At 73.4% G+C, this 214-nt stretch carries 1 pseudogene; it reads right to left on the bottom strand.

The window, feature by feature from the left end:
• Window positions 1-214: pseudogene (locus CCN72_RS41120) on the bottom strand (tyrosine-protein phosphatase); the annotation flags it as partial.

The raw sequence follows: 214 nt of genomic DNA, 5'->3' as shown, positions 1-214 counted from the left end.
AGCCGGTCGGCGAGGCGCAGCGAGTCGCCGCGCTCGGGCACGAAGTCGAACCACTGCCGGTCGACGGCGCGCAGCCCCTTCACGGTCACGTCGCCCCGGGCGCCACCGCGGGCGACCATATGGCCGTTCGCCCAGATGGTTACGGAGCGTACGCCGGGCGCCTTCCAGACCAGGTGGTAGGAGCCATCGTCGGTCGCGGTCACCGTGGCCGCCG

The sequence above is a fragment of the Streptomyces murinus genome (genome assembly GCF_002154555.1).
Classification (GTDB): Bacteria; Actinomycetota; Actinomycetes; order Streptomycetales; family Streptomycetaceae; genus Streptomyces; species Streptomyces murinus.
This window is presented reverse-complemented; position numbering and strand designations above follow the sequence as displayed.